The following is a 26,792-nucleotide window of genomic DNA, read 5'->3' on the forward strand; positions in this document are numbered from 1 at the left end:
TATCAGTTATCAGTTATCAGTTATCAGTTATCAGTTATCAGTTATCAGTTATCAGTTATCAGTTATCAGTTATCAGTTATCAGTTATCAGTTATCAGTTATCAGTTATCAGTTATCAGTTATCAGTTATCAGTTATTAACTCACTTGATATTACTTTGAAAATATGATATAATGAAGCCATCTTCGCCTTCTTAGGAATCGTTTCCTAAGATTTTTTTTACTATCTTATTCTCCTATCTTCTATCTCCTAAGCTAATGAAAAAAACCGCAACACTATCAATTCTCTTAATCACTAGCGCAATACCAATCAGCGCAAATACAAGATTATGCGAAATAACTGGCATTCATGATGGTGATAGCTTGCGGGTATCTTGCCATAACAAACCGCTAAGACTCGCTTGCATTGACGCACCCGAACCAGATCAGCCATTTGGGCAAGAGGCGACGGATTACCTAGCCAGTTTAACAGTGGGGAAAGAATTAGAGATAGTTAACAGGGGCGACGGAGGATTTAACCGAACCGCCTCAATTCTTTATGTGAATAATGCCAATATTCAGGAGCGGCTACTATCAGCAGGCCTAGCCTGGTATTACCCGCAATATGCCTCGAAATGCGGCGACTTTATGGGATTAAAAAGAGCAGAGCAAAGCGCGAGAGATCGAGGAGCGGGCTTGTGGAAATCAGCAAATCCGATCGCTCCTTGGGCATGGAGGAAAGGGATACGATGATGAAAAGCTTACTAATCTTAATCGCCTTAGCTTTTTTGCCCCTTAAAATTCTGGCAAATCCTACCCCAATTCCGCCGACAGTAGAAGAAACAATTCCCACGGAAACCGAACCAGTGGAAGGGGAAATTAACGATGCCCCAAAGACAGAAGATAATCCCTTGCTAAGACCTGATCTCGATTCCCTGATCGAGAATAAAATAGCCGAAGATGTTTGGACTCAATTAAAAGGCGATCTTCCTTGCATTGAATCTACTCAAGGCTGCATCCTACAATTACAATCTTTAGCACTTTCTAGATCGCCGATTCTTAGAGAGATGGATGCACGGATAGAAGAAGCAGAAAATAGGATCGCCGAAGCTCGATCGAGCAATCTGAAAACTATCAATGTCTCCACTTTTAGCCCTTTTTTACAAGTTTTACTATGGGGAACTTTCCCAGCAGCGCAAATAAATAAAGATAGCCCCCTAATCGCCAACCCCCTAACCTTAATCTTTGGTAATGTACTGGGAAATATCGCCGGGGAAATATTAGGCGGACTCTTCAACTGGCAGGGATTACAGGGGGGAGGTGAAGCAGCCTCACGAACAATTGCGATCGGAGATTTACAGATCAAGGTGGCGGAACTACAAAGAAACCGGGCCGAATCAGCCAACCGACTCAGGGAATTAGTTCTGGTTGAAACCTTGAAACTAGAAGAAATAGCTAGAGATTTTCAGATACAGCAAGAAATAGCTCGAAGAGAGCGGGCAAGGATTGAAATTATCCGGATTTCTTACCGATTTGGCCAAGGAACCTCTGAGGGATATCTAAGCCAATTATCCGGATACGATCGCCAGAAAGCTTTAGTATGGCGGGAATGGTCCAGAATGCGATCGCAACTGACAAAAGTAAAAATATTGGTGATTGGGGTTGAAGAAAATTAAAAAAATCTGGAAAAAATAAAAACTATTTGGTAAAAAATAAGAAAGGCACTTAATCTATAGATCTGAATCATGAGAAAACTTCTGATAGCAGCCACGGCTATATTCTCACTAATCGCTGGCAATGCCCAAGCTCAAGTAGTGAAAACTGTCGAAGATGGAAGAGATGTAATCTACTCCCGTGGACACACCGCCGGATCCTCAATTCAGCTAACCACCAATGGCGGCAGCAGACCCACAGCGATTCTAGCCAATAGCTGCGGCATCGTCCGGGTGAGCGCGAATCAAGCCACACCAAACAGCATCAACATTAACGGAACCGCAAGATCGATCGCTACCCCAGTAAGCTTAAGCGGCGCACCAGTGTGCAATGGATCGACCCCGCCATGGAACGGAGGAACGACTAGCGAAGTCCGAAAAGACCCGAATGGCAACTTCTATTTTTCTGGATACACCCCCAACCAAGCGGCCACCGTAGCCGTAAAAGCCGGGGGCAATCGCACCGCAAGAGCCAATGGCTGCGGGATCGCAAGATTCGCGGAGCCAGCAGAAGGGAATCCCTGGGGGAGCGATTTCAGCTTTACGATCGGATCAACAAGCTACACCCTCGGATCCGTGACGGCGCAAAATTACGGGCCAATCTGCCGAAATGTGGGCAGCAGCGGCAGCCCTGTGTACTTGAGATATGAAGCCGCCAACTAATCTACAATCGGCCGATCTCGCGAGCGCAAGCGCATTGCGACCAAAGGCTGATCGGCCAATATCTGGAGTGAGAAAATGCGAAAGCTTTTAATTTTGCTAGGGGTTATTTTTTCAAACGAAGGGATTAACGCGACACCATTTCAAGGCCAGGAAATCTATCGCACCGATGATCGGCGCGGCGACTTTATCGTACTCACCGGGCAGCCTCTCACAATAGCAGAAGTGTCCGGGACTGACAGAATACGAACCAATACCCTGAGAAAAGCTGATTACTGCGGGGTAGGAAAAATAAAGATACCAGAAGCAACACCAGCACCAATCTTAAGAATCAATAATGGGAATCCGATCGACTACCTATCACTTCCACAAATATCTAATTATGATTGTGCAAGGGGCGGACTAGGCAGCAATGCCTATAATCCAGCGACCCGAACCGTTTATATAGCGAATTTAGGGCCAGAAGGCGAATTTATCTCTCGAATCCAGAGAGAAGAATCAAGAAAAGTAGCCCTTAATAATTGCGGCTGGGGCCTAGTGCCGATGAAATATGGCGATGGAAATCTATATTTTAAGGGGCAGCAGTATCGATATAGCAAATTGCCAAGAACAGTAAGGCCGCCAGTGTGCCGAAAGATCAATGGAGCTTGGGTAACTTATTTTGCTATTCCTTTAGGGCAGTAATATGGGTAAAAAATATCCTCTCTTGATCATTGCCTTAATCGCGATAATTTTGCTAGGGATTAAATCCCGATCTACAGGCGATGCAGGGGAAAAAGTAAAAATAATCCGCTGCCACGATGGTGATACCTGCACCACCGACAAGGGAGAAAAGATAAGATTAGCTTGCATAGATGCGCCTGAATTAAAGCAGCCTTTCGGAAAAGCTTCACGAAATCACCTAAGAGAAATAATCAAAGATAGGCCTGTAAAAATCGATCGAATAAATACCGATCGATTTGGCCGAACTATCGCCATTCTTTACATTAGCAATCGTGGCAAATGGCAAGCAGTGCAATCGCTACAGGCTCATGCCGGCACAGTTTGGGCATTCGATCGATTTAAAAGAAATTGTCCGATCTGGAATTCGATCGATAGAGAATTTCAAGCCGCCCAATCAAAAAAAATCGGATTATTCACAGATAGGCAAGCGGTCGAACCTTGGATATGGAGGCAAAATGAAAAGCTTAGATGATAGCTTAGATGATAGCTTGAAAAATAGATTAGATGGTATCTTAGATGATAGTTTAGATAAGAGCTTAGATAATGATTTAGATGAGAGCTTAGATAATAATTTAGATGATAACTTAGATAATCATTTAGATGAAAGCTTAGATAAGAGCTTAGATAAGATTTTAGATGACAGTTTAGATTATAAACTGCGAATAATAATAGCAATTTTATCGATCGCCGTTACGATCGCCTATTTTTTCTTTGTGGTTAATTATCTAAAATTAGCCAATCAAATCACCTGCTACAGCGAGGCAAAATGCAATCAATTGAAATAAATCGGAAAAATTTAGCAATCGCAGGCGTGAGCCTGATCATTTATTCCCTGGCATTAGTCACCGTCTGGGAATTTTTCTATGGGGTAGAGGCAAAAGGAAGGATCAATCCCGATGGATCGATCGAATATCAGATTAATGATTGCAGATAATCCATATATAGTGTCTGGGAAGCTGTGCTTCTACGCTATATATAGCGTTCTTTGCCCTAAATCCATAAAACTAAGAAAGACTTGCTAAAATAAAACTTTTGACAAGTCTCTCCCATGAAATGCGATCGCAACGGCCAAGCCAAAATTCTCAGCGAAGAAGAAGTGGCAGCTATCTTTAATCTTCTCAATCCCAGAGATAGGGCTATTTTTGCAATCTGCTTATTTTGCGGCTGCCGAATCAGCGAAGCCTTATCGATCCGGGCGGGGGACGTTGGCAATGGGATGATCACACTAAGAAAAGCAAATACTAAAGGAAAAAAAGGCAGCCGATCGCTGCCTATCTCTCTGTCCCTTGAAAAAATTCTTAATGATTATCTTGCGGCCGCTTCCCCGAACGAATACCTTTTCCCCGGCAGGGCAGGCGACAAGCCCCTAACCCGCGCCTACACCGATCTGGCATTAAGGCAAGCTTGCGATCAATTGGGATTTAAGGGCATCAGCACCCACAGCTTCCGGCGAACTGCTCTAACCCGAATGCACGCGGCGGGGGTTCCCCTGAGAACGATCCAGAAAATCTCTGGACATTCAAGCTTAGGAACTTTAGCTTTATATCTGGAAGTTACGGATGAGAATATCCGGGATGCTGTGGGATTTATTTAGCGTGTTGATACTTAGTCATGCGTTTGGTAGCATGGTGGGAGAAGAAATGTAACTGTTATGGGCAAACCACAAATCGCCGTCCGAATTCCCCCACCTCTCCTCGCCGAACTTAACCAGTACGTCGAGCGGGTTGGCACGTCCAAGACGAATGTGATCATCAGCGCGATTGCTGCTTACTTGGGCTGTGCCGAGACTGTGCCGTTGAGTCAGAGGATGGCTGAGGTTGAGAGAAAGATAATGGAATTAGAAAGTTTGGCTAAAGGTAAGCGAGATAACATTTAGGGGAAATCAACACAATGACCGAAGATATCGCGACTCCCAGCAAAATATGGATTATTACGGGTGAATCTGATCTTCAAAAAACGCCCACCGGCGCTAGAAGTAGCCGTGATACCGGGGGAAGGCTTGAAGGAAAGGAAAAATCGCCCGAAGTTGCGGCCACCGAAAGAAGTCAAGTGGATGTGTCCAAACTGAAGCTAGAAATGCAGGGCTTTCTCAAAGCGATGCGGGAAATGCTCGATGAAGCCGATCCTCCAGGCACTAAAATCCGGCTCGATGAAGTGGAACTGTCTGTAGAAATTAATGGGGAAGGACAAGTTAGCCTGTTTGGGGTCGGGGGCAAAGCAGGAGGGAAAGGAGCGATGACATTTAAGTTCAAGAGAAAAGATGGCTAAAAACTGGGTGATAGCGATCGGCATCAACGAGTATGACAACCTCAAGCCGCTGAAATACGCCAAGAAAGATGCGGAAGCGATCAAAGCTTGGTGTGAAGGGGAGGGAGGATTCGATCGCAGTGGGATATTTCTCTTTACCGAAGATTCTCCACCCATTCCTGCTAGTCCCCCCATTCCCACGCAGCTAACCCACGGTCGTCTCAAGCGGTTTCTTCAGAGGCAGTTCGAGACTCCCCTGCTTAAGTCTGGAGACAATCTCTGGTTTTTCTTTGCCGGTCATGGCAGGCGCTATCAAGACAAAGACTATCTGATGCTCCCTGATAGCGATCCGGGCAATGTAAGAGAAACGGCTGTATCGGTGGATTATGTCACCGAGCGGCTGCGGCGGTCTGGGGCCGATAACGTCGTACTATTATTAGATGCCTGTCGAGATGAGGACAGCCGAGGCGGTCTGGGCATTGGAGAAGAGGAGCATCAGGGAGTCATAACCTTTTATTCCTGTACTGCCAATCAGCAATCTTGGGAGATCGATGAGTTACAACAAGGCTCATTTACTCATACGCTGCTGGAAGGATTACGGCGGCAAGGAGAAGCCAATTGTGCTACGGTCGAGCGTCTAGACGAACATCTGCGCCGTCAAGTCGAGCAAACTAACGCTAGATATGGGAAACCGAGACAGAATCCCTATCTAAAAGCAGAACCGCCCCACAAGCTCTATTTTATTTTGTTAGAACAAGTTGCCACGCTTAGGGACGTGCAACCCCTAAAATATCAGGCTTCCTTAGCAGAAAATAGGGGCGACCTTGACTTAGCTGAACAGTTATGGATTCGTGTCTTAGGAGCATCTCGTGGCGATTTAGATGCGATCGAAGCTATCAAGCGCATCGCTCTAAGACAGTCTTCGATTCCTTTTATGCGTCGCGAATACGTCACGGGGTCTGAGGGAAATAGGTCATCGTCCCCTAAACCTTCTCAAGAAACTGGACTCAAGGTATTTAACTTTGAGGTGGTGCGAGTAAATGCGAAGGGTGAGCAAATCAAAAAAGAGTCGAAGCAGTCCCAATATTTCAGCGAAGATTTGGGTAATGGCATCACCTTAGAAATGGTCGCCATTCCGGGGGGAACTTTCCTGATGGGAACAGAAGACGAGGAAATCGAAAGACTGGCGAAAAAATTTAACTGGGACGGATTTAGAAGTGAAAGACCTCAACATCGAGTAACCGTTTCTTCTTTCTACATGGGACGCTATCCCATCACCCAGTCCCAGTGGAAAGCGATCGCCTCCCGTACCGATTTAAAAGTTAAACAAGACCTTGATTTCAACCCGGCCTATTTTAAAGACCGTCCCGATAGTGATCGCCGTCCCGTGGAACAAGTCAACTGGTACGATGCGATCGAGTTCTGTGCGAGATTATCAAAACTAACGGTTCGGGAATACCGATTACCGAGTGAGGCGGAATGGGAATACGCTTGTCGTGCTGGAACCACCACCCCATTCTACTTTGGGGAAACCATTACGGGGGAATTGGCCAACTACCGTGCCAGTAATACCTACGCAGAAGAAGCGAAGGGAGAATTTCGAGAAGAAACGACTCCCGTGGGACAATTTCCCCCAAACGCTTTTGGGTTGCACGATATGCACGGCAATGTCTGGGAATGGTGTGCCGATACTTGGCACGATAATTATGATGGTGCGCCGAGGGATGGCAGTGTCTGGAGAGAAAATGGTAATGATAATCGTTCTCCTCTGCGGGGCGGTTCTTGGTGCAGCGATCCAGATTGCTGCCGTTCTGCTTACCGCAGCGACTTCATCCGCCGCGACTTCATCAGCGACAGCGGTTTTCGGGTGGTGTGCGGTGCTGGGAGGACTCTGTAACCCTTTTCCCCTTTTTTTCCCTTTTTACCCTCATTCCCTATTTTTTCTTTTTTCTTTTCTTTCCCGCCCTTAGGCGGGTCGATTTTTTTGAGAAAATGGCGTTAATGTTAAATTTTATTAAGGCAATGAAAGAATTATCGGTGATTCAAAAGTGTTATGATTTGGTGAAGTGGTACGTTCCGATTATAGAGCGTTTTCCCAGAGTTCACAAGTTTACGATAGGGGACAGAGTAATCAACCAACTTTATAACATACTAGAGAATTTAATCAGGGCTAAATTTGCCAAAAGCAAACTTGCCAAACTTGAATATATCAACACCGAGTTAGCCGTTCTCAGACATCAGACCCGACTTTTATTAGATTTTAAGTTGATCGATCTGAAACGCTTTGAATACGTCAGTCAGTTAATCGATGAATTGGGAGGGGAATTAGGTAACTGGATTAAAAGCCAACGTGAACGAGAAGCGAAACCAGATTAAATTATTGTCATCATCGGAAATTTAAATGAAGCGTTACGGTAATCTCTATTCCCAAATTATCGAATTTGATAATCTATTTCTTGCCGCTCGTAAAGCACAATCGGGCAAGCGTTTTAGGGATAACGTTCTAGATTTTAATTTTAATCTAGAAAGGGAACTAATGCAATTGCAACGGGAGTTAAAGGATAAAACTTATCATCCTGGAGCCTATCGAACCTTCCACATCATAGACCCCAAAAGTCGCCTGATATCGGCCGCACCTTATCGGGATAGAGTAGTCCATCACGCTCTTTGTAATATCATCGCTCCTATTTTCGAGCGCACTTTTATTCATGATTCCTATGCCAATCGAGTTGGATTTGGCACTCATAAAGCCTTGAAACGGTTTATCGGCTTTGCCCGTTCTAGTTCTTATATCCTTCAGTGTGATATTAAAAAATACTTTCCTTCCCTCGACCATGAAATCCTTAAAGCACTGATACGGCGGAAAATTAAATGTCCCGATACCCTCTGGTTAATCGATACTATTATCGATAACAGCAACGAACAGGAAGCTGTCATTGATTACTTCCCTGGCGATAATCTACTGACTCCTTTAGAACGAAAAAGAGGTCTGCCTATCGGCAATTTAACCAGTCAGTTTTTTGCTAATATTTATCTAAATGGACTCGATCATTTTATCAAAGAAGTTATTAAAACTCCCAAGTATGTCAGGTACGTTGATGATTTTGCTCTCTTTGCCGATGACCGAGATTTCCTCGTCGAAGCCAGAGGTAAAATTGAGGAATACTTAATCAAACTGAGGCTGAAAATTCATCCTATCAAGAGTCAACTTTTTGCCACTAAATATGGTGCTAGTTTCCTCGGATTCCGCATTTTACCCGACCGAATTCGTGTCAGGAATAGTAACCTTCATCGGGGTAGGAGAAGACTCAGACGATTGCAACAAGATTATGCGATCGGTACAATTGAATGGCAAGATGTAGAACGACCGCTGACTAGCTGGATGGCACATCTAGAACACGGTGACACCTGGCAACTAAGAAAACAGATATTCGATTCCCTCACATTCGTGAGGCATTGAAGAAGGGATAGGCGAACCCGACCGCGGGGCGGTTCTTGGTACAACAATCCAAATAACTGCCGTTCTGCTTACCGCAACAACAACAACCGCCGCGACAACAACAACAACAACGGTTTTCGGGTGGTGTGCGGTGCTGGGATTACTCTTTATCGTCGGGGTTGGCAGGTGGCAATCTGCCAAGAGTGCATCGAAGAGTCCAGCCTGTTCCTGCGATGTTGGCGACGACATCCAAAAATCAAACCGAGTCGGGGAGCTTGGTAGGTTACGAAGGGTCTCCCGGCTCACCCCCACATTGATCGAAATCTCTCCAAAAAATCTAAACCAGCCATTTATATATTTTTTTTAACCTTTAACCCGTTCTTTATTTTGAGGGTGTAGGGTTGGTTGACGGACAAAACTTTAATCACGGCCTTACTCTAACAATCAGGTTCTTCGTTACTTGGTATGGTTCGATAGGGGGGCATAAATCGACCGATCGCTATGTGCTGATGGACTTCCCCGAAAGGCGATTAAAGATAACTTTGCCGCTCTCATTGACTACTGGGCGATCGATTGGGATTATGACGGCATAACCTTTAAATCCATGTGGCAGGCCATCCGGGGCAATGGGAAACGGGCCAATACTGTCATCACCACCGCCAGCAGTCCCCAACTGTCAGCAGGGAAACGAACGATCGCTGTCCGATTAGTGGATGTGTTCGGCAATGATGCCAGTGCGACGGTTCAGGTACATTAACTTTTGTGGCGTTTCAGAAAAATAAAGCACAACGATGCGATCGCTATCATCTCGGATAATGGCATCTAATATCATCATCTAATTTTAATTAGATACTTTTATTAGATGGTAGGTTAGATTACTTCTAAGATGCTATATAATGTGTACCATATACCATCTTAGATTAAATTAGATTATGTCAAAAGTATTAAGCTTCTCGATCAGCGATCGCTATCTCGATAAACTCCGATCGCTATACCCAGAGCTTACCGAGAATCTGGCAGCCAAGCAATTCCTAATCGATCAATTAGATGCAGACTTAGATGACAACTTAGATACCAATTTAGATGATAAGCTCAAAATCTTAATAGAGAAAAGCTTAGATGATAGATTAGATGCTACTGAAAAATCGATCTCCAAGTGGATTTTAGATTTTGATAATCGGATAAAGGATATTGATCGGGAAATAAAAGATAGATCGATCGCGATCGATCATCAAATAAAAGCTATAGAGGCAAGACTAGATGAGAGCTTAGATACTAATTTAGATGATGGCTTAGATGATAGTTTAGATAGTAGCCTATACGAAAGCTACAGCGAGATTTTCAACGATAGACCAGATGAAGACTTAGATGATAGCTTAGATAATGAATTAGATGATAAGCTAGATAATACCTTAGATGATAAGCTAGATAACACCTTAGATGATGCCACCATCGACAAAAAGCACGGCCAATCGATCGAACCAGCGATCGAGCCAGCGATCGAGCCAGATGGCAAGTGGCTAACCTTGAAGGAAATACTAGGCCAGCGGCGGAAGGATTGGCCAAAATCGATCGAAGGCTTGCGAAGAAAGGCGATCAGAGAAGAATGGCCAAGGCGAGATCGAGAAAACAGGAAGGAGTACCAGATTCCCTAAAGGATCATCGGGGCGCGCCCTACGGGCCGGGCTCCGAACATACCAATATCTAAGGGACTACTGGCAAAACTTGAATTTGCTCGCTCGTCGGGCGGGGGGGATATCCTTCTTACCTTATGCTTGCCAGTAAAGATGCCCCCGCACCTTCTCGTTCGCGCCGGCCACCCACCCCCCCACCCCACCCACCGCCAAGTCCTGATCTAGCAGGGGTTGCGGTTGCTTGACAGTTGCTGGTGGGTGGGTCCCCTCTGGTTGCTTGCGGCTTTCCGCTCGCCTCTGGGGTCCGAGACTTCGCTGCGGCCGACTGGTGGGGGGGCGAGCGAGCCGCAGACTGCCCGCCGGGGACCTTTGAGTTTTTTTCCTTGACTGGCGCGCTGCGCGCGCCAGATAACCTCTTTTTTTTCTTGATTTTTCCCCGATAACGCGCTATAATAATAATAGTTTCGGGGAGTTTTTCTTATGTTTTCGCCTTTTTTTGTTTTTTCGATTGGATTCTCTGGCTCTCGCTCTCCTTCTCCGGCTGCTGCGGATGCTCTGAGCGATTTGCTTCTTCTTATATCTCCTTACTCTCGGATATCGGTGGGATGCGCCGATGGGATTGATCGCTTGGTCCGGGACTTCTTCTCTGGGTCCCCCTCCCTGCTGGTGTTTTCGGTGGCCTCCGGGCGCTTTGGCTCCGGGCGCTCGGCCTTTGCCCGCCGGTCGATCGCTTGCGTCCGGTCCGTTGCTGCCGGCGATCAAGGCTTGCTGGTGGTCTTGCCCTCTTCCCCGGTCTGCCCGGCTGGAGTCTTTCCGGCGCGGCGCTTCTTTGGGGCTGGCTCTGGCTCTTGGGGGTCTGCGGCCTTTGCTCTTGGCTCCGGGCGGCGGGTTCTTCTTTGGCTCCCTGGTTCTGCGTCTCCCCCTGCTTGGGCTGGTGTCGATTGGGAGCGCTGGGAGGCTTGCTGGTGGTTAGGGGTTCCCGTTCCCCCCCCGGCTCAGCTTTCTCTTTTTTAGTTTTTTTGTACTATGCTTGGCTTTTGCTGGGCATTTTTTTTCTTGACTTTACCACGATAACGCGCTATAATAAAAGCATAGAAATCAATAGGAGCAAGGCTTATGGCTTACCGATGCACCCGAATTAATCCCTATCCGGCGGAAACTCCGATCGCGGACAGACAGGGCTACTACCTGAAAGCGAATAGCGTAAAAGAAGCCCTTGAATGGATGGGCCGCAGATTCCCCGGTGAAGAATTCACGATCGAAATTTGGCAGTAAATACCAAAGCGGGGAGACTTTTCCCCGCTAATCCCCTGCTTAGAGCTTGACTTTACCACGATAACGTGGTATAATAAAAGTAGAAAAGCGATCGCCCAACTTGCAATTATGCGATCGCCTTTCTCTAAAACAAACCAAGAGGATCCTATCATGAAATTAATCGAAGCAATGGCAACCAGCCCCGCCCGCCGCGTTACCACTAAATACGGCGAAAGAACCGTAATTGACGCGGTAAGACGCGATACCGGCGAGGAAGTGACGATCTGGCGCGGCGGCGATGACGAATACTCGATCAAGCACATTATCAAGAATGCGCGGCTAACTTTAGCTCTAGATAATAAAGGAAAATATTCCTTAATTGAGGATCCGGACTTAGTTAATTTAGGCCAAGCTTTACCCACTGAACCCGTGCCAGTGAAGCCTATTTCTCGCTATCTGGCCTCAAATAATCCCCCCACCCCCACTTATCCTATCCCTAACTCTGATCCTGATTTTTCACCTGATCGCAAGGCGGAGATGGCTGAATATGTGGCTAATTTAGCGGGTCTTTATCAGCACTGCCAAGATAAGGCCGAAGATATAGCACTCACTCCCCAAGACGCAAGAGCAATCGCGACGACGTTTTTTATCCAAACCGTCAAAAAATTTGGAATCTAAATAATTAGTAAATGGGGGAATTAATTCCCCCTAAACAGGAGGCAAAATGAAAGAATTTTCAGGATTAATGAGAGTAGAAATCGAGGTAATTATCAAAGCAAAAAATCAAGGAGAAGCCGAAAAAATCTTTGATGATATTTACCCTAATATTTCTATAGAGAAGGAAGGAAGCCACAAAATTCTCATCCTTGATGAGAGAAATAATCTCGATTGCATTGAATGGGAAATAATGGAAGTGGCTGATTCGCACTCATAAGCTTTAGGTCACTTATCAGCTATCAGTTATAAGCGATCAGTACACAATCCTACCATGAAAAATTACAAAAAATCAAAAAAAGCACAAGAGGGCAAAATCATGGCTACTATTGAAATTTGTAAAATTGATGCTTTTCGGAATGATCTTGCGATAGCAATAGTTGAGGAAGCCAATCCTGGATATCACAATCAGGGCTATCATTACGCTGATCCTATTAAAGGAAATATCTACTATAGAGAGAAAAATGCAGCATGGAATCCGTGGCCTAGCGAAGCTTTTGTGATTCCGGTGCGTCGATTGGCCGCACCTTACAACTACTCCGATCAAGTAAATTGGAATCTCGTGGATCTTCCATGGGAGGAAATGATAGAAGCTTATATTAAAGAATATGAGCCTAATTCATTTCAAATTCAAAAAAACGAGGTGATCAATTTTGCTCGCAATTATTCTGAGAAGTGGGAGAAGCTAATTTCTTTCGAGGAAAAAATTGCTACAAAAGAGGCAATTTCATTCGCAAAAAGCGAAATACTTGATGAGATTGAAATCGATTAGTTCATTGCCAATTAAGCGCACACAGTTATCAGCTATCAGGCAAAAAAAACACCAAAGGAGATTACTTATCATGGAAAATTACAATTTTGAAAGCGAAATCGAAGAAACTTCCAAATTAATGCGCGAATGGTATGAATCGCTGATCCCCGAAACTTTGCGAAATTTAGATCGGCAGCTGACAAAGCTACCAAAAGGCCAGATCGGATTAATTTTTTTCAAGGATGGCAATATTAAAGCTTCCCTTACCACTCCTAAGTATGATCCAGGTATAGTTGATCGATTGAAAAATTTACACTATTTTTATGGGAAAAAACCTGCATGGAATCCTCAAAAGAAAAGATGGGAAATTGAAATTGATTTTCTTCCTAAAATAATCTTTGCTTTTCCTGATTTTGAATTATCCCCATCTCTTTTAAGCCGATTTCCTTCTACAAAAGAGATTCAAGAAAATGGCACTCGCGCCATTTTGTATATTCATTCTACAATTCAAAAATATGCAAGCGAGGATCTTATTCGCCACTATGTAGAATTGGAAGAGATGGGGATAATTAAAAATTATGTTGAAAATCCCGAAGAAAATTACTGGTATGCATCAAGGATAATTTTAGGCAAGGCCCCCTGCAATGCCGAAGTACAGCCAAAAATTAAAGAATTAGCTTGGAAAATGGGATTTTCTGAATCAAATTGGGAAAAGCCAGAATAAAGAATTCTGGTTCTTCGTTACTTGGTATGGTTCAATAGGGTGGCATAAATCGACTAAATCCTTATCTGACAAGAGTTCTATTGATTAGTTCGTTCTAGATCGAAAACAATTGACAAAAATCGCATCAAAGTCCTTCTCTATAAGGGTTTCATCTCTTATAATCCTGTCCGTTGCATAGCACAAACCGAAGAACCAGAATTCTTCTCAGTTACCAGCGCTCAGTAATCAATAATTTTACCTTCTATTAAGGAGCAAAAATATGCCCTGCCTGCAAAAAATTTTATTAGGAGAATTAAATCCCCAGCATTTTTCGGAATTTGATACAATTATCGCTAAAAAAATTGATGGGGAATTTTCCTTAAAATCAAAAGCATCTTTCGCTGTAAAATTAAGCCGCACAGGATTAGATTTTCCTTGCAGCCAGGGTGAGTATTTTTGCGATATAGAGAAGGCCTTTCAGGATCGGGAAAATTACTGCTATCCCGATGGATTTGAGAAGCCCAGCAAAAAACAGCTTTTAGCTCTAAAAAAAGAATGGGCAGATTACTATATTAATCGAATAAATTATCCAGAGGAATGGTAAATAGCTAAATCGATTTAAGCCTGAAAGAATCCCTATTAGGGATTGAGACCTAACAAGTCTGAGGCACTATCTAATCCCTATTAGGGATTCCCCGAAGCATTTAGTAGGGGAAAATTTGAAAAAATGAAAGCTTTATTACTCGATCTTGATGGCACGATCCGCCGGCCTACTAGCGGAAAATTCATCGAAGATCCAAACGATCAGGAGCCAATCGAAGGATCTATAAAAACTATGAAAATTTACCATCGAGAAGGATGGATAATGATAGGAATCACCAATCAGGGCGGAGTAGCCGCCGGGCATAAATCCTTAAAAAGTGCGATCGAGGAACAGCGAAGAACTTTAGAAATATTTCCCCTGCTTTCTTATATTTACTTTTGCCCAGATTTCGAGGGGAATTTGTGCTACGGCATAAGCCGAAAAAATATAGATTTAATCCATGAAATCCGCAAAGAATTTTTAGGCCAATTTAGAAAGCCTAACTGTGGCATGATTTCCGCAGCTTTAAAATGTTTTAAAAATCCATCAAAAGCTTTAATGGTGGGCGATCAATTAGAAGATGAAGAAGCCGCAGCATTTGCAGGAATCCGCTTCTTAAGTGCTGATATTTGGAGATTTCCGCCAATTGATCGCGAATTTTAAGGAGAAATAATCTTGCAAGTCCCCACGGTAGCCGTGGGGATTTTTGCTAGGGGTTAACGGAGAGGTAAAGAGCAATCGCCTCATCAAGAATGGCTGTGATCGTTTTGCCCTCGGACTGGGCCTTAGCCCGGACTCGCTGATCATGCTCCTTCAAAAGCCGCACACCGATCGATTTATTAGCGCGATCACCAGGATACTGATTAATACCTTTGGGATTATTTACCGATCCTTTTGGCGCTCCTTTACCAGCCATATCTTACCTTGCTTAACCTTGCTTAAAATTCCATGATAACACGGCTAAGAAAATAGTTGACTATTCCCTGTTAACGTGGCATAATAAATCTTATAAACCCAAGAGCAAAGCGAGGACAAATGAAGCGAAAGCCACCGAACCGGACATCTGGCAAGAGCCTAATTAATATAAAGACCCCACCCACCCACCCCCAAAAAACTCACACCCCACACCCCACACCCCACACCTAAAAAAACTATGAAATGCCCCCAATGCCAATCCTCAGAAATTTATAGAAAGAGCCTAGAAAGCCTAACGATTTACTGCGATCACTGCGGCCACCAATGGCAAGCAGAACAAGTAAGAAAATCTTTAGCATCGGCGCACAGACGGCAAGGCCGCCATCTACTACATATCAATGTATATATATGCCCGATCGATAAAAATAAATATTCTTTTGCCATCAATAAAAATGGGGGAATTGCAGCTTTTTATGAATTCGACGATCCATATTTAAGCGGATGCCATGAATCGATCAAAAAGGCTCTAGAAGCAGGAATTAAAGAGGCACTTTTATGAATGAAAATACCAAAGCATACATCAAAGAATGCGGACCCAGTATCCGAAAATACTGGGAACTGCACCCCGAAGAACAGGAGTGGCTCTATCCCCTGCTACAAAAGCGATTAAGGACTGCGATCGCGGTACTAGAGGCGATTAGCGATCGACCTCGAACCTACTCGGAAATCGCCAAGATCACTGGTCTTAGCGAGAACACGGTAAAGCAGCTTACATACGCACTAGGGGAGGCAGGGATAGGAATTCAAGTATTCAGTGAGGATCGCACCTACTACCCCCAAGGCGGGAGGAAGCGCAATCTAAAAAAATTTGACGAAAGCATCGTACACAGCATAGAGTAGAAGAATGGCCAACCCCAACCCCAGAACCGACCAACTGCCGAAACAACAACCACGCTGGAGACACCTGCCAACGCGGGCGATCCGAGTGCCGGAGATTTTGCTAGGGGATATCGAGCGCTACGCCCGATCGCTTGATAATGGGGAAAGGATCGAGCAAACGATTGAAGAATTCCTCGAAACGGCCTCGATCGAGGAATTACTATCACTCAAGCAAAATCTAGAGAAGGCAATCGAACGGGCGAAAGCTCGATCAAAAGATTCCCGATTAGAAAATGCGATCATCTATCTTTCAGATCAATGCGATGGCACGAGAAAAGAAGACGGGCGGGGATTCAATAAAGTAGATACAGAATTCGGCCACTGGCTGGCCCGCAGGATCGCATCGGGAAGCTTATTAAAGCATCAAGCCAAGGCCGGGCTAAAGATGATCCAGAAATACCAAAAATCCCAACTAGAGCCAGCCGGCTACACCCTACCAGATTGGGAGGCGATCGAGGCTCAATACCCCGATAAATTCGAGAGTAAAAAAGAAGAATCCCCCTACAGAATCGAGATACTAGACAACAAAATTGCCGTGTACGCTCCATACGATAGCACGGGAAGATTCCAAAAAAAAGCCAAGGCGATCGAAGGATACCGATTTGATAGCAGTGATAAAAGCTGGAGATACCCCCTAGCAAAAGTGATCGAAGTGATCGAAGCCTTTCCCTCTCCCGAATACTCGATCGATCCTGAGATCGAAGGAATCAAACTAATGATCGAGGGGGAAAAAGCAGCGGAATTGGCCGAAAGAGAGAAAGAGGCCGAAACCGCCGCCAACGATATCTTAAATCTAGTGGCAGCCGCCGAACTCGATCGCCCCCTAGCCGGGATTGGCCACCTTTTTGGCCATCAAAAGGAAGCCGTAAAATGGCTGCTGGCACACCGCACGGGGGGCATCTATCGCGGGGGAATTCTCGCTGATGATATGGGCTTAGGAAAAACCCTATCGGCATTAGTAGCGGCCAGAGCAATGGCAAAAATTCACGGCTGCCCAGTCTTTGTAATCTGCCCAGCTTCTTTAAAAGATAATTGGCTCCGGGAAGCGGCTAAAGCCGGAGCAACGATCGAAGTCTTCTCCTGGGCAAAAATGCCGAAAGCCCTGGAATCGCAGAAGTATCTAATAATCGCCGATGAAGCCCACTACGCCCAGAACGAAAATAGCAAGCGAACTAAAGAATTAAAGGCATTAGCAGATCATGAGAACTGCCTGGGAACATGGTTACTGACAGGGACTCCGATCAAAAATGGACGACCGATTAACCTTTTCCCGCTATTGCAGATAATCCAGCACCCACTTGCGGCCGATCCTTGGGAATTTCAAAAATATTACTGCAATGCTCATCATAAAGCGATCGGAAGTAAGAGCATCTGGGATAATACCGGCGCGGCTCACCTTGATGAACTGAGTAAAAAAACCGAGGACGTGATTTTACGGCGCAGAAAAGCGGAATGTCTTGATCTACCGCCCAAACTGCGATCTCTAGTTCCGATTCTACTGGAGGGAGAAGCAAGCAAAAACTACCGCCAAGAGATCGATCGCCACATATCAGAGTACCGCGAACGGGAGAAGCGGGGGGAAGTAAAAGAAGGAGCCGAGGCACTGGTAACAATCAATGCACTCCGTAAGGTGGGGAGCCTCTACAAAGTCCCAGCGGCGATCGAATCCGCAGCCGAGCTTTTGGAACAAGGGCAAGCGGTGGTGATTTTCACCGAGTATCTAGAATCAGCGAAAGCACTGTACACAGCATTAAGTCAAATCGCCCCCTGCGAACTACTCACTGGGGAGACAAAACAGGAGGAGAGACAGGCGATAATCGATCGCTTCCAGAGTGGCACTTCTAAGATATTTATCGGCACGATTAAAGCCGGGGGAGTGGGATTAACCCTAACCGCAGCGAATCAGGTGATTTTAGTCGATCGCCCCTGGACACCGGGAGACGCAGACCAGGCCGAGGATAGGTGCTATCGGATCGGACAAAACAACACCGTTAACGCCTACTGGATTCAATTAGGCGCAATCGATGAGGCGATCGACGCCCTACTGGCCGAGAAGCGCGATCGAATTGAATTGGTACTAAAAGGAAAACGCAAAACCCTGCGCGGGCTATCAAAACCATCGGAATTGGCCAAAGAATTATTAGAGATTCTTTAGGCCTTGTGATTGACTATATAAGTCCCGATCGCTTTTAAGAATTCCCCCAAAGCTTCCGGGGGAATCTTATCAATAAAAGCATTTAAATCCTGGGAATTATTGATCTGCACAGCGGAGCCAAAGGACACCACCGAAGAGCCGCAAAAAACCACGGTAGGAGCCAGCCGAGACAGCAAAGCCGCTCGATCCTCTGGAGAAAGGGCTTTAATTTGCTCCTCAATAAAATTAATATCAGGCTTGCAATTATTAGCACTCATAAGAAGCTGCCCCCTTCGCCAGACGGCGGCCAGCAGCGATCATTAGTGCTGCAAATTCAGAAGAATCCAAAGAATTAACAAATTCTTCAGGAGAGATGGTCATCCGGCGGGATTGGCCCGAAAGCTGCCGACAAAAATCATCAAAAAAACCTGGGCATCTCTTCTCGATTGCCATCAAAATCAGCATAAAATCCCGCAGTCGGGGTGAATCCTCACCATTGCGAATTCGGGAAATATTCCCAGGGGTGCGGCCAGTCCATTCGGCCACTTCTTTGCCCTGGATTCCCCGAGCTTTAATAATTTTTACAAAAGCCCGAATAAAAGGGTCTAGCTCGATTTCACCACCAACATTATCAGCACAAACGACCATTAATTAACCCCTAGCAACGATTATCTGATATAATTAATTTGAAAGATTAATTAAATTAGCAATACAACCATTATGACACAAAACAAAGATCCACCGCCAAAAGCATCTTAAAAAAAACCAAAAAAGCAAAATAACCCCAGCAAACAAGACTAGGGCTAAATCCCATATTTTCTACAACCATGATAACGCAGAAATTCTACCCAATCACAGTAACCGAGCTAACAAGCCTATCGGGGAAACTGACAGAAACAGAGATCGTAATCTATCTCTACTTAATGGCCGCTAATCCCTTTGGCGATCGCTTTCAAGAACTCGATACCTCAGTAATCGCCGAAAACCTAGACGTGACCCGACGCACGGTTCAGCGAACCCTTAAAAAACTGGAATCACTAGGCTTAATCGAACTTGAAATCAAAAGCTTCAGCTACCGAAAAAATACAGAAGAGCTTGACGATCCTAGGATCGCCAAGCGACAGCAGGATCGCCAAGGCGATCCTAGGATCGCCAAGGCGATCCTAGGATCGCCAGAACGACAGCAGGATCGCCAAGGGGAGCTAGAACCCTTACAGGACAAAGGTTCGGAAACCTCTAAGACTATTAAGACTATTAAGACCTCCCAGACCGCAACGGATGGGGTCGGTGATGAAATTTTCTCGGAAGATAAATTAACCCCTAGCAAAATCTCTCAAGAAATAATCGATCGCCTTACCGAATTAGATATTCCAATCAATAAAAAAATCGAAGAAGCGATCGATAAATATGGAGAATGCCAAGCAGAAAGAGCGATAAATCACATAAAAAAAACTGCGGGAACGATAAAGAGTAAATACGCAGTATTTCTCTATCAAATCTCCCAAATACAGGGGAATTCAACTAAGGAACTATCAAAGGAATTTCTCGAATGGTATCAATACGCCAGAGGAGAAATCACGGAGGATATTCCCCCAGAATTACTGCCACGAGATCGCCATGGTGAGCCTTTGATCAGAATGCGATCGAGGCCAGGGGAATTGATTGCATGGCAAAGAGCTAAATCAGGAGAAAGCTTTACACGCTGCACAAGAGAAGAATTAAGAGCATCCCTAGAGAAAATAGCCCCAGATTTCGCAAATAAATTGCGGAAAGGAGGGAAAAAATGAATCAAAATAACTGGTATAATTCCCATTCTTTCAAATTTCGCGGCTTAACGTGGGAATTTACTTACATAGAAGCTACAGCAAGCCGTACAATCGAAGCCATAAAACCAGACGGGACAAAAATTTATCTAAAAATCCCCATCAAGGAGACGACTAAATTTGCTTATCCCCTTGCTTGGCTGGAGAAATGGGAGCAAAGCAAGGGAAAACGAATACTCCTAAGAGAGAAAGCAGAACCGAGAACCCTGTTTGAAATGGAGTTAACCCCTAGCAAACCACCCCAGGGCGAAACTGATAAAACTTTGCTAGGGGTTAACGAGAATAAGCAAGAAATGGAGTTAACCCCTAGCAAACCACCCCAGGGCGAAACTGACAAAACTTTGCTAGGGGTTAAAGAGAATAAGCAAGCATCGATGGAAGAGTTAACCCCTAGCAAACCACCCCAGGGCGAAACTGATAAAACTTTGCTAGGGGTTAACGGAGTAAAAGAAGAAATGCAGTTAACCCCTAGCAAATGTCTGTCATGCTCTCTCTGCCAGAGGATTTCGAGCATCTTGCTTACCTGCCTAGCCAGCCCGAAATATTTTACAGAAGAAAACGCAAAGGAATGCGAACGATTCACTCCCATAGCCCAAAAGACCCGGTTCGAAGAGAACTTAGAAGAAATACCAAAACGCCCACGACGGCGACGAGGAAGCGGATCGGGGACTTTTATCACCACCTACGCCAATCATGGGAAATATGGGAAAAAGTACCCGCAGATATCCTATCAAGTAGAATTCGCGGGCAAGAAGCGATCGATTTATGTGATCGCTGAAAAGATCGAACAGATACAAGAACTCGATCGCCTAGGCAAGCCGATCAACGAGATTCTAGAGGCGATCGATTCACCGAAGGCACGGAAAGTCTTAAGAGAGTATAAAGATTTTCTGGAAAGCAAAGAGGAAAAAAATTAAACTAAAATCACCAAAATTCCGAAATCAAGAGAAAAGCCTCTGATATTTTTCCATAAGGCAAAATCAGACTGAGCCGCTTTAACCCTCTAAATTGAGGAATTTCACCCCCACCCGAAAAATAAATATTTGGGTAGTTTTAAAAATTATAGGGATAAAAGTCATGGAAAATACGAAAGAATTACTCTCGGAATCAAAAGGGGAATTGATAGGGAAGTTAAACCAAAGGTACGGAATTGGCAAGAGCGTGACCTATAAGCGCCTAGAGTTCCTAGAGATAAGCATTCGGCAAAGCGAAGGAATAAGCTTTCTATTTTCGGCAGAAATTCAGATCCTCGACGATCTCCATGAGTGGATGAAGCAAGGAAAGCAGATGATCCACTTCCCCAAACCAGGAAAATTAGCAATATCAGAATCAGGCTCGATCGAGTCCGCCACGCCATCAATCGAATACACCACCGCAGAGGAAGGGAATCAAATTAATCAACTGATCCGCGTCGCTCAGGAGCAGGCGGCAGGATTACTCATGGCTCAGAATATACTAGCGGCTCAATACAAAGATAATCCTGATCTACTGCCAGAAGACCTGCGATCGAAGGTTCGGGCGACGGAGGAGGCTGTAGCCCCAAAGTCGATCGACCCCGAGAAGTACGCATTAAGCCTGATCGCGAAAATGAAAACCGCCTAAGTCTCTATGATCAAGAGCTTAGGGAAATGATCACAGCGATCGAGGCGGGAAAATCAATACTGGTGGTGGGCGAAGCTGGAAGCGGCAAGACCACCCTGGCCGAAACTTTGCTAGGGGTTATCGGCGGCGATTACCAAATAGCAATGGCAAACTATAGCGGCAGCACGGCGGCCACCCTGAAATCGATCGCCGAACAGTGGAACATCGACGCGACCGACGAGAAAGGAAAACCCCTCAAGGGGGACGCACTTAAGCAGGAGATAGCGAACAATATTAACGATCGCTATCTTTTGATCTGCGATAATGCCCACCGATGGGCTGCCTCACTCCTGTATTGGCTAGAAATAGTGCAAGAAACGGGAGCAATCCTCGTGCTGTTATCGATCGCAGAGATTAAAACTGGCATCTTCCTAAAAATGTCGAAGATCGAGCTAGGCCGCCTCAGTGAGGCACAAATCCGGGAAATTATGATCCGCGAAGCCATAGCGATCAATTTCTCGTTAACCCCTAGCAAAATAGCCCGCCTACAATCGATCGCTGGCTCTAATCCCATGCTGGCCAAGCAAGCAGTACAAGAGGCGAAACTAGGCCGCCATTTCCCAGAAGGAAAAGGAAGCGAATACGTCAATGTCGCGCCCTTTATCAATGCCATTTTTACAGCACTAGGGATTATCCGATTTGTCGGTTTGGGATTGGGTGATCGATCATTATATATTTTCGGAGGGATAGCAATGCTGATCGCAATATCCCTGCGCTATATGGGAATCGGACTAAATCAAGCCGCAAGAAGAAAGCCTTTAGGAAAAAAATAATATGATGGCCCTCACCCACGCCGCCCTATCCGTGGCGGGAACTACTCTACTATTAGGCGAAATTACGCCTCTAGGACTTGGATTATCGATCATTGGCTCCCAACTTCCTGATCTCGATACCACTAAATCAATGATGGGCAGAATATGCTACCCGATCGCCAGCTTCATAGAACAAAGATACTCACATAGAACTATCACCCACTCACTAATGGCGACGGGGATTATCGCGCTGATCTCTCTACCGATCGCCTATTATTTCTCCCTGAAACTTTGGCTATGCCTACCATTGGGGCATTTACTATCCTGTTTTTCCGATACCTTTACCAAGGAAGGTGTGGGCTTATTTTACCCCTCACCCGTGCGGGCGATCTATGGGAATAACCCTAACTTCCGACTGCGGACCGGCAGCACGATCGAGTATTGGGTGCTAGGTCTAGCACTATTACTCTCGATCTGGTCGATCAATCTGCAATCGTCAGGAGGATTAATGCTCTCATTCAATCAATTGCTAGGGGTTCGCGAGGGCGTGGAAGCCGCGTACAATCGATACGGAGCCGATCATCATATCTGGGTAAATATCCAAGGCAATAAGGTAAACGATCGAGCCTCGATCGATAGCCGATTCTTTCTGATCGCCCAAGAGGGAACAGATTTCATCGTGCAAAATAACCGAGGAATCTATAAAACCGAGGATCAAATCACCATCTCGCGGATCACCGCAGAGACAGGAAAGACGGCCACCACCCGCGAAAAGGTGATCAATTTTAATGATGATGAGGTAAATGGCATACTGCAAGCCTTCGCTGATGAAACAAGCGGCATCTATCTAAGCGGCAAAATCGAGATCGACGAACCCGATGATATTTTCAACACCAACCCGCCGGACCAATACCCGACCCTAACCAAATCTGGAAACTTGATCGATCTCTCCTACTGCCCGATCGAAAAAGCGATCGAGATTTTATCGGGACAATTTGCTTACGGAACCCTAACAGCACGAATCATCACACCAGCCCCCTTCCACTGATATGATCCGATCTATTGTTCTCGCTGTACTACTAACCACACCGATCGCACTGGCACAGCCGACCTCAACCACAAACAGACCAGTGGAAGCGGAAATAAACTTAACCCCTAGCAAAAGCGCCACACCCAAGCGCCTGAAAATCAATCTATCGATCGCTAACCCCAGCGATCTTAAGGTGAGAGAAGGGGATAAAGTCACCAGGGGGCAGATAATCGCTGATCGTGATGGGGAGCGATCGAGGCTCAACAGGGAGCGAAGAGAAACCCTGCTATCGATCGCCAAGATCGAACAAACACCAGTGCCACAATTAAGAATATCCCCCCCTATCCGGGAAATCCCACCAGCCAGCTTTGCGATCGAAGAAGCGGCGATACAGCAAGCAGAGCTAAAATTCTCCCAATCCCAGCGAAATTATCAGAGCGCCCTCAGTAATGATCCTTTTATCACGGCCCGGGCAAATGTGGATTTTGCCAAAGCAGCGATCGAACAAGCCTATCGGGAAGTGGAGCTACAGCAGAAAAAAATCGAGGCTATAGCCCAAATCAAAGGCATCCCGCCGGAGATGCTCGAACACGAAACAGAGAAACTTAAAGAAGTGCGATCGAACTGGGAGAAACGCCAAGCAGAGTACAAGTTTAGGGAAGCTGAATATAAGCAAGTTGAGCAGGGGCGCAAGGAATCAATCAGCGCACTAAAGGAAGCAGTAGAATCTGCGAGAGCGGAGCTAGAAATCGCTCAGGCAAGGCTAAGAGCCGCCAAAGAAAGCCAAAATCAGAGGGAATACGAATATCAGATCGCTATAGCCCGGCGGAATGAAGAGGCTAATCAATCTGCTATCACCGTATCCCAGCAAAATCTCGATCGAGAATTTAAACTCACTCAGCTTAAGGAGAGAATCTCCTCGATCGACGATCGGTTATCCTCGATCGCCGTCGTTCGATCGCCTTTTGCCGGATCAATTAAAAGGATAAAGGTCGAAAGCCAATCTGATAACAGCCTCAAGGTGACAATCTCATTGATCACGGATTAAAGTCAGTCATCAGTTATCAATATTTTTCGCGGGTTAGACACAATGGCTGAAAATCTAGAGTTTTCGTTGAGGTGCGTCGATGCCTTGTCCAGTAAGGCTTTGAGCCTTATGACTGAGGTAACTATTGAGAATTATTATTAATAATGTCTATGCTTTTCAATATCCCACGAAAAATTGCTGTACAATCCTTATACAGCCTAGTTTTGCCAAGCTAGTCTTTTAACTTCTTAGCAAGTTTAATTAATGGAAACGCGAAGGTCAAAAAAAGTTTTTGACACTGAGTTTACTTTTAACTTCTTAGCAAGTTTAATTAATGGAAACAAAACCAAACTTTTCCATTTTTGTGGTTTTGAATTCAGCATCCTTTTAACTTCTTAGCAAGTTTAATTAATGGAAACCCAATCCTCGGTGGATTGGAAAAGACGGTAAAGCTTTTAACTTCTTAGCAAGTTTAATTAATGGAAACCTTTTTTCACAAGCAACAATCAAGTTGCAAAGTTTTTGGTTGGTCTTTTAACTTCTTAGCAAGTTTAATTAATGGAAACGCTATATCGGCGATGATTTTGATCTGAATTTCATTTCTTTTAACTTCTTAGCAAGTTTAATTAATGGAAACAGAAAAGCAAATTTCATTTGTTTTGTGGTTTTGAATCTTTTAACTTCTTAGCAAGTTTAATTAATGGAAACCAAAAAAGGCGGTTTGCTCTACTTTTGCACCGTTCTGCTTTTAACTTCTTAGCAAGTTTAATTAATGGAAACTTCGTAAAGATCGTCATCAGAAAGCCAGTGAATCCCTTTTAACTTCTTAGCAAGTTTAATTAATGGAAACGCATGGGAGCGGTAAGCCCAGTAGGATTTCCCACCCTGCTTTTAACTTCTTAGCAAGTTTAATTAATGGAAACAGTGTATATCGGACAAGGTAATTGGCTGTTGATTGTCTTTTAACTTCTTAGCAAGTTTAATTAATGGAAACCTCTAGTAATTGTTCATCACTAACTTTTGTTACCACTTTTAACTTCTTAGCAAGTTTAATTAATGGAAACTTAAGGTAGAGAGCGTTGCCCTCTTCTAGCAATTCTTTTAACTTCTTAGCAAGTTTAATTAATGGAAACCCGATGAATAACGGAAGAGATGTTTTGGTCTCCGCCGCTAATTCTTTTAACTTCTTAGCAAGTTTAATTAATGGAAACGATGGGAGCTAACTGGATTGCTTCACGCAATTCCAGTTCTTTTAACTTCTTAGCAAGTTTAATTAATGGAAACCTCCCTAAGCCTTCTACGCCCTTCAGCTGTTGTAGCTTCTTTTAACTTCTTAGCAAGTTTAATTAATGGAAACAAAAATACGGACACTCGGATTGCAAGGAGTGTATATCGGCTTTTAACTTCTTAGCAAGTTTAATTAATGGAAACTCACAAAGTAGAAAGCAGCACGCGCTTCTTTCTTCTTTTAACTTCTTAGCAAGTTTAATTAATGGAAACTTACTTGGTCTTGGGGGGTTTGGGCCCCTTCCAGTTTTCTTTTAACTTCTTAGCAAGTTTAATTAATGGAAACGCAATTACTAAGAGGCCATACAGTATGGCCACTACTTTTAACTTCTTAGCAAGTTTAATTAATGGAAACACTCAGGCTTGGTAATCTTCTTGCGCTTGCGCTTGCGCTTCTTTTAACTTCTTAGCAAGTTTAATTAATGGAAACGGTGAGTGAGTAAGGGCCTTAGAGGCGGCTTGAAAATTCGGCTTTTAACTTCTTAGCAAGTTTAATTAATGGAAACAGGCAACGAGAAAGAAGATGTCTTAAGCATAATCTTTTAACTTCTTAGCAAGTTTAATTAATAGAAACGAGACGAGCTTTAAGCTCAGGATTAGGTCAACAATGTGTAGGGTTAATTCATGAATTAACCCTACAATTTTTTTACTTCCAATTAGTGAAGCGTCTGGTACTAAATTCAGTTATTAAAAACTGATTGTCTATTCCCCTTCAGTTATCAGTTATCAGTTATCAGTTATCAGTTATCAGTTATCAGTTATCAGTTATCAGTTATCAGTTATCAGTTATCAGTTATCAGTTATCAGTTATCAGTTATCAGTTATCAGTTATCAGTTATCAGTTATCA

Annotated in this window: 34 protein-coding genes, 2 pseudogenes and 1 CRISPR repeat array; of the genes and pseudogenes, 32 read left to right on the forward strand and 4 right to left on the reverse strand. The window is 44.5% G+C overall.

The annotated features are described in order from the left end of the window. Positions 1-255: 255 nt before the first annotated feature. The 21 genes and pseudogenes from IM515_RS22810 (at position 256) to IM515_RS22905 (ending at position 13,834) form a co-directional block, all read left to right on the forward strand. Entirely contained in the window at positions 256-729 is a 474-nt protein-coding gene (locus tag IM515_RS22810) for a thermonuclease family protein (protein WP_287627533.1), read from the forward strand. Further along, positions 675-1,652: a hypothetical protein gene (locus IM515_RS22815; RefSeq protein ID WP_287627532.1), complete on the forward strand. Its 978-nt coding sequence runs from the start codon at positions 675-677 to the stop codon at positions 1,650-1,652. Before IM515_RS22810 ends, IM515_RS22815 begins: the two co-directional genes overlap by 55 nt. A 774-nt stretch (positions 1,653-2,426) precedes the next feature. After that, positions 2,427-3,032, forward strand: a complete 606-nt coding sequence (locus tag IM515_RS22820; protein ID WP_287627531.1) for a hypothetical protein — start codon at positions 2,427-2,429, stop codon at positions 3,030-3,032. 1 nt (position 3,033) lies between these two features. Continuing rightward, positions 3,034-3,543: a thermonuclease family protein gene (locus IM515_RS22825; protein ID WP_287627530.1), complete on the forward strand. Its 510-nt coding sequence runs from the start codon at positions 3,034-3,036 to the stop codon at positions 3,541-3,543. Continuing rightward, positions 3,527-3,856 carry a hypothetical protein gene (locus IM515_RS22830; RefSeq protein WP_287627529.1) on the forward strand — a complete coding sequence of 110 codons (330 nt, stop codon included), beginning with the start codon at positions 3,527-3,529 and terminating at the stop codon, positions 3,854-3,856. Before IM515_RS22825 ends, IM515_RS22830 begins: the two co-directional genes overlap by 17 nt. A 26-nt stretch (positions 3,857-3,882) precedes the next feature. Then, positions 3,883-4,005, forward strand: a complete 123-nt coding sequence (locus IM515_RS22835) for a hypothetical protein (RefSeq protein ID WP_261779610.1) — start codon at positions 3,883-3,885, stop codon at positions 4,003-4,005. 114 nt (positions 4,006-4,119) lie between these two features. Continuing rightward, on the forward strand, positions 4,120-4,665 hold the full coding sequence (locus IM515_RS22840; RefSeq protein WP_287627527.1) for a tyrosine-type recombinase/integrase: 546 nt from the start codon (positions 4,120-4,122) through the stop codon (positions 4,663-4,665). A gap of 57 nt (positions 4,666-4,722) precedes the next feature. Continuing rightward, entirely contained in the window at positions 4,723-4,947 is a 225-nt protein-coding gene (locus IM515_RS22845; RefSeq protein WP_069475515.1) for a YlcI/YnfO family protein, read from the forward strand. Positions 4,948-4,961: 14 nt separating this feature from the next. Further along, positions 4,962-5,339 (forward strand): Pepco domain-containing protein, encoded by a 378-nt coding sequence (locus IM515_RS22850; protein ID WP_190722126.1) that lies wholly within the window; start codon positions 4,962-4,964, stop codon positions 5,337-5,339. Next, positions 5,332-7,215, forward strand: a complete 1,884-nt coding sequence (locus IM515_RS22855; RefSeq protein WP_287627524.1) for an SUMF1/EgtB/PvdO family nonheme iron enzyme — start codon at positions 5,332-5,334, stop codon at positions 7,213-7,215. The genes IM515_RS22850 and IM515_RS22855 overlap by 8 nt, the downstream gene beginning before the upstream one ends. Before the next feature lie 104 nt (positions 7,216-7,319). Next, a complete protein-coding gene (gene avd / locus IM515_RS22860) occupies positions 7,320-7,694 on the forward strand; it encodes a diversity-generating retroelement protein Avd (RefSeq protein WP_253881255.1) in 375 nt (124 codons plus the stop codon). 25 nt (positions 7,695-7,719) lie between these two features. Beyond that, complete coding sequence (locus IM515_RS22865; RefSeq protein WP_287627522.1) at positions 7,720-8,778, forward strand: RNA-directed DNA polymerase; 1,059 nt, start codon at positions 7,720-7,722, stop codon at positions 8,776-8,778. Between the two features lie 36 nt (positions 8,779-8,814). After that, positions 8,815-9,039 (forward strand): annotated as a pseudogene (locus tag IM515_RS26225) (hypothetical protein); the annotation flags it as partial. A 322-nt stretch (positions 9,040-9,361) separates the two neighbouring features. After that, complete coding sequence (locus tag IM515_RS22870) at positions 9,362-9,514, forward strand: hypothetical protein (protein ID WP_287627520.1); 153 nt, start codon at positions 9,362-9,364, stop codon at positions 9,512-9,514. A gap of 175 nt (positions 9,515-9,689) precedes the next feature. Further along, positions 9,690-10,412, forward strand: a complete 723-nt coding sequence (locus IM515_RS22875) for a hypothetical protein (protein WP_287627517.1) — start codon at positions 9,690-9,692, stop codon at positions 10,410-10,412. Between the two features lie 654 nt (positions 10,413-11,066). Beyond that, positions 11,067-11,405, forward strand: coding sequence for a hypothetical protein (locus tag IM515_RS22880; protein ID WP_287698206.1), 339 nt, complete (start codon positions 11,067-11,069; stop codon positions 11,403-11,405). Between the two features lie 102 nt (positions 11,406-11,507). Then, positions 11,508-11,666, forward strand: coding sequence for a hypothetical protein (locus IM515_RS22885; protein ID WP_287627515.1), 159 nt, complete (start codon positions 11,508-11,510; stop codon positions 11,664-11,666). A 150-nt stretch (positions 11,667-11,816) separates the two neighbouring features. After that, positions 11,817-12,323, forward strand: coding sequence for a hypothetical protein (locus IM515_RS22890; protein WP_287627514.1), 507 nt, complete (start codon positions 11,817-11,819; stop codon positions 12,321-12,323). Positions 12,324-12,369: 46 nt separating this feature from the next. Beyond that, the gene (locus IM515_RS22895; protein ID WP_287627513.1) at positions 12,370-12,579 is read left to right on the forward strand and encodes a hypothetical protein; all 210 of its coding nucleotides are present in this window, start codon (positions 12,370-12,372) and stop codon (positions 12,577-12,579) included. A gap of 54 nt (positions 12,580-12,633) precedes the next feature. Beyond that, positions 12,634-13,131, forward strand: a complete 498-nt coding sequence (locus tag IM515_RS22900) for a hypothetical protein (RefSeq protein ID WP_287627512.1) — start codon at positions 12,634-12,636, stop codon at positions 13,129-13,131. A 70-nt stretch (positions 13,132-13,201) separates the two neighbouring features. Further along, complete coding sequence (locus IM515_RS22905; RefSeq protein WP_287627511.1) at positions 13,202-13,834, forward strand: borealin N-terminal domain-containing protein; 633 nt, start codon at positions 13,202-13,204, stop codon at positions 13,832-13,834. On the opposite strand, the pseudogene IM515_RS26230 reads toward IM515_RS22905, so the two are convergent. Next, a pseudogene (locus IM515_RS26230) lies at positions 13,811-14,017 on the reverse strand (hypothetical protein). The gene IM515_RS22905 and the pseudogene IM515_RS26230 sit on opposite strands and share 24 nt — an antisense overlap. Before the next feature lie 76 nt (positions 14,018-14,093). On the opposite strand from IM515_RS26230, the gene IM515_RS22910 reads away from it, so the two are divergent. Continuing rightward, positions 14,094-14,417, forward strand: a complete 324-nt coding sequence (locus IM515_RS22910; RefSeq protein WP_287627510.1) for a hypothetical protein — start codon at positions 14,094-14,096, stop codon at positions 14,415-14,417. A gap of 123 nt (positions 14,418-14,540) precedes the next feature. Beyond that, positions 14,541-15,059 (forward strand): HAD-IIIA family hydrolase, encoded by a 519-nt coding sequence (locus IM515_RS22915; RefSeq protein WP_287627509.1) that lies wholly within the window; start codon positions 14,541-14,543, stop codon positions 15,057-15,059. A 46-nt stretch (positions 15,060-15,105) separates the two neighbouring features. On the opposite strand, the gene IM515_RS22920 is transcribed toward IM515_RS22915, so the two are convergent. Further along, a complete protein-coding gene (locus IM515_RS22920) occupies positions 15,106-15,312 on the reverse strand; it encodes a YlcI/YnfO family protein (protein ID WP_287627508.1) in 207 nt (68 codons plus the stop codon). Between the two features lie 237 nt (positions 15,313-15,549). Here IM515_RS22920 and IM515_RS22925 point away from each other — a divergent pair, with 237 nt between their 5' ends. Genes IM515_RS22925 through IM515_RS22935 form a run of 3 tightly spaced genes read left to right on the forward strand, consistent with a single transcriptional unit; the run spans position 15,550 to position 18,405 of the window. Continuing rightward, positions 15,550-15,870 (forward strand): hypothetical protein, encoded by a 321-nt coding sequence (locus IM515_RS22925; protein WP_287627507.1) that lies wholly within the window; start codon positions 15,550-15,552, stop codon positions 15,868-15,870. Further along, complete coding sequence (locus tag IM515_RS22930; protein WP_287627506.1) at positions 15,867-16,211, forward strand: winged helix-turn-helix domain-containing protein; 345 nt, start codon at positions 15,867-15,869, stop codon at positions 16,209-16,211. Before IM515_RS22925 ends, IM515_RS22930 begins: the two co-directional genes overlap by 4 nt. Before the next feature lie 4 nt (positions 16,212-16,215). After that, complete coding sequence (locus IM515_RS22935) at positions 16,216-18,405, forward strand: DEAD/DEAH box helicase (RefSeq protein ID WP_287627505.1); 2,190 nt, start codon at positions 16,216-16,218, stop codon at positions 18,403-18,405. Here IM515_RS22935 and IM515_RS22940 read toward each other — a convergent pair. Beyond that, a complete protein-coding gene (locus IM515_RS22940) occupies positions 18,402-18,662 on the reverse strand; it encodes a hypothetical protein (RefSeq protein ID WP_147071542.1) in 261 nt (86 codons plus the stop codon). The genes IM515_RS22935 and IM515_RS22940 overlap by 4 nt on opposite strands. Further along, positions 18,652-19,032 (reverse strand): helix-turn-helix domain-containing protein, encoded by a 381-nt coding sequence (locus IM515_RS22945; protein ID WP_287627504.1) that lies wholly within the window; start codon positions 19,030-19,032, stop codon positions 18,652-18,654. Before IM515_RS22945 ends, IM515_RS22940 begins: the two co-directional genes overlap by 11 nt. 179 nt (positions 19,033-19,211) lie before the next feature. Between IM515_RS22945 and IM515_RS22950 the strand changes: the two genes are divergently transcribed. From IM515_RS22950 to IM515_RS22975, 6 genes are all read left to right on the forward strand, one after another. Continuing rightward, positions 19,212-20,171, forward strand: a complete 960-nt coding sequence (locus IM515_RS22950; protein WP_287627502.1) for a helix-turn-helix domain-containing protein — start codon at positions 19,212-19,214, stop codon at positions 20,169-20,171. After that, positions 20,168-21,124, forward strand: coding sequence for a hypothetical protein (locus tag IM515_RS22955; protein ID WP_287698208.1), 957 nt, complete (start codon positions 20,168-20,170; stop codon positions 21,122-21,124). The genes IM515_RS22950 and IM515_RS22955 overlap by 4 nt, the downstream gene beginning before the upstream one ends. A 160-nt stretch (positions 21,125-21,284) precedes the next feature. Beyond that, the gene (locus tag IM515_RS22960) at positions 21,285-21,809 is read left to right on the forward strand and encodes a hypothetical protein (protein WP_287627500.1); all 525 of its coding nucleotides are present in this window, start codon (positions 21,285-21,287) and stop codon (positions 21,807-21,809) included. A 26-nt stretch (positions 21,810-21,835) separates the two neighbouring features. Next, positions 21,836-22,621 carry an ATP-binding protein gene (locus tag IM515_RS22965; RefSeq protein WP_287627498.1) on the forward strand — a complete coding sequence of 262 codons (786 nt, stop codon included), beginning with the start codon at positions 21,836-21,838 and terminating at the stop codon, positions 22,619-22,621. A gap of 1 nt (position 22,622) precedes the next feature. Further along, entirely contained in the window at positions 22,623-23,648 is a 1,026-nt protein-coding gene (locus tag IM515_RS22970) for a metal-dependent hydrolase (RefSeq protein ID WP_287627497.1), read from the forward strand. A gap of 1 nt (position 23,649) precedes the next feature. Next, positions 23,650-24,678, forward strand: coding sequence for a hypothetical protein (locus IM515_RS22975; protein ID WP_287627496.1), 1,029 nt, complete (start codon positions 23,650-23,652; stop codon positions 24,676-24,678). A gap of 216 nt (positions 24,679-24,894) precedes the next feature. Next, positions 24,895-26,518: a CRISPR direct-repeat array (repeat unit 35 nt; unit sequence CTTTTAACTTCTTAGCAAGTTTAATTAATGGAAAC). Positions 26,519-26,792 lie beyond the last annotated feature (274 nt).

It is taken from the genome of Microcystis sp. M44BS1 (assembly GCF_020244875.1).
Classification (GTDB): domain Bacteria; phylum Cyanobacteriota; class Cyanobacteriia; order Cyanobacteriales; family Microcystaceae; genus Microcystis; species Microcystis panniformis.

Bases quoted from the DNA above. Each gene is read 5' to 3' on its own strand.
- IM515_RS22950 (WP_287627502.1), top strand. From the start codon at position 19,212: ATGATAACGCAGAAATTCTACCCAATCACAGTAACCGAGCTAACAAGC.
- IM515_RS22930 (WP_287627506.1), top strand. From the start codon at position 15,867: ATGAATGAAAATACCAAAGCATACATCAAAGAATGCGGACCCAGTATC.
- IM515_RS22845 (WP_069475515.1), top strand. From the start codon at position 4,723: ATGGGCAAACCACAAATCGCCGTCCGAATTCCCCCACCTCTCCTCGCC.
- IM515_RS22810 (WP_287627533.1), top strand. From the start codon at position 256: ATGAAAAAAACCGCAACACTATCAATTCTCTTAATCACTAGCGCAATA.
- IM515_RS22905 (WP_287627511.1), top strand. From the start codon at position 13,202: ATGGAAAATTACAATTTTGAAAGCGAAATCGAAGAAACTTCCAAATTA.
- IM515_RS22870 (WP_287627520.1), top strand. From the start codon at position 9,362: ATGTGGCAGGCCATCCGGGGCAATGGGAAACGGGCCAATACTGTCATC.
- IM515_RS22855 (WP_287627524.1), top strand. From the start codon at position 5,332: ATGGCTAAAAACTGGGTGATAGCGATCGGCATCAACGAGTATGACAAC.
- avd (WP_253881255.1), top strand. From the start codon at position 7,320: ATGTTAAATTTTATTAAGGCAATGAAAGAATTATCGGTGATTCAAAAG.
- IM515_RS22850 (WP_190722126.1), top strand. From the start codon at position 4,962: ATGACCGAAGATATCGCGACTCCCAGCAAAATATGGATTATTACGGGT.
- IM515_RS22890 (WP_287627514.1), top strand. From the start codon at position 11,817: ATGAAATTAATCGAAGCAATGGCAACCAGCCCCGCCCGCCGCGTTACC.
- IM515_RS22975 (WP_287627496.1), top strand. From the start codon at position 23,650: ATGATCCGATCTATTGTTCTCGCTGTACTACTAACCACACCGATCGCA.
- IM515_RS22960 (WP_287627500.1), top strand. From the start codon at position 21,285: ATGGAAAATACGAAAGAATTACTCTCGGAATCAAAAGGGGAATTGATA.
- IM515_RS22925 (WP_287627507.1), top strand. From the start codon at position 15,550: ATGAAATGCCCCCAATGCCAATCCTCAGAAATTTATAGAAAGAGCCTA.
- IM515_RS22885 (WP_287627515.1), top strand. From the start codon at position 11,508: ATGGCTTACCGATGCACCCGAATTAATCCCTATCCGGCGGAAACTCCG.
- IM515_RS22965 (WP_287627498.1), top strand. From the start codon at position 21,836: ATGATCACAGCGATCGAGGCGGGAAAATCAATACTGGTGGTGGGCGAA.
- IM515_RS22970 (WP_287627497.1), top strand. From the start codon at position 22,623: ATGATGGCCCTCACCCACGCCGCCCTATCCGTGGCGGGAACTACTCTA.
- IM515_RS22875 (WP_287627517.1), top strand. From the start codon at position 9,690: ATGTCAAAAGTATTAAGCTTCTCGATCAGCGATCGCTATCTCGATAAA.
- IM515_RS22825 (WP_287627530.1), top strand. From the start codon at position 3,034: ATGGGTAAAAAATATCCTCTCTTGATCATTGCCTTAATCGCGATAATT.
- IM515_RS22935 (WP_287627505.1), top strand. From the start codon at position 16,216: ATGGCCAACCCCAACCCCAGAACCGACCAACTGCCGAAACAACAACCA.
- IM515_RS22955 (WP_287698208.1), top strand. From the start codon at position 20,168: ATGAATCAAAATAACTGGTATAATTCCCATTCTTTCAAATTTCGCGGC.
- IM515_RS22840 (WP_287627527.1), top strand. From the start codon at position 4,120: ATGAAATGCGATCGCAACGGCCAAGCCAAAATTCTCAGCGAAGAAGAA.
- IM515_RS22900 (WP_287627512.1), top strand. From the start codon at position 12,634: ATGAAAAATTACAAAAAATCAAAAAAAGCACAAGAGGGCAAAATCATG.
- IM515_RS22895 (WP_287627513.1), top strand. From the start codon at position 12,370: ATGAAAGAATTTTCAGGATTAATGAGAGTAGAAATCGAGGTAATTATC.
- IM515_RS22865 (WP_287627522.1), top strand. From the start codon at position 7,720: ATGAAGCGTTACGGTAATCTCTATTCCCAAATTATCGAATTTGATAAT.
- IM515_RS22820 (WP_287627531.1), top strand. From the start codon at position 2,427: ATGCGAAAGCTTTTAATTTTGCTAGGGGTTATTTTTTCAAACGAAGGG.
- IM515_RS22920 (WP_287627508.1), bottom strand. From the start codon at position 15,312: ATGGCTGGTAAAGGAGCGCCAAAAGGATCGGTAAATAATCCCAAAGGT.
- IM515_RS22915 (WP_287627509.1), top strand. From the start codon at position 14,541: ATGAAAGCTTTATTACTCGATCTTGATGGCACGATCCGCCGGCCTACT.
- IM515_RS22940 (WP_147071542.1), bottom strand. From the start codon at position 18,662: ATGAGTGCTAATAATTGCAAGCCTGATATTAATTTTATTGAGGAGCAA.
- IM515_RS22910 (WP_287627510.1), top strand. From the start codon at position 14,094: ATGCCCTGCCTGCAAAAAATTTTATTAGGAGAATTAAATCCCCAGCAT.
- IM515_RS22945 (WP_287627504.1), bottom strand. From the start codon at position 19,032: ATGGTCGTTTGTGCTGATAATGTTGGTGGTGAAATCGAGCTAGACCCT.
- IM515_RS22830 (WP_287627529.1), top strand. From the start codon at position 3,527: ATGAAAAGCTTAGATGATAGCTTAGATGATAGCTTGAAAAATAGATTA.